1 protein-coding gene is annotated in these 238 nt (G+C 60.9%); it reads right to left on the minus strand.

The window, feature by feature from the left end; genetic code table 11:
• Positions 1-238, minus strand: a 238-nt coding sequence (locus AAEY83_RS18375; RefSeq protein WP_351061570.1) for a contractile injection system protein, VgrG/Pvc8 family, incomplete at both ends; no start/stop codon positions are given.

Genomic DNA, 238 nt, shown 5'->3' on the forward strand with positions numbered 1-238 from the left:
GCTCTTGATGCCGTGCTCTTCGAGGATCAGCGCGATGATTTTCGGCGCCGACATCTGCTGGTAGATACGCTGGTTGGTGCGGTGATGCAGGTATTGCAGTTGCGGCACGATCGAGACTTTGTAGCGGGTCAGGCGCTTGCCGGCATCGCCCTGGGCGACGCGGTAGATCTGCCCGTGAATGCCCGAGCCCTGTGGATCGAACGCCAGGAACGCCTGCTTGTGCAGCAGTTGTTCGAGG

Origin of the sequence: Psychrobacter sp. TB20-MNA-CIBAN-0197, from assembly GCF_040309765.1 — a bacterium.
In the GTDB taxonomy this organism is placed as follows: domain Bacteria; phylum Pseudomonadota; class Gammaproteobacteria; order Pseudomonadales; family Moraxellaceae; genus Psychrobacter; species Psychrobacter submarinus.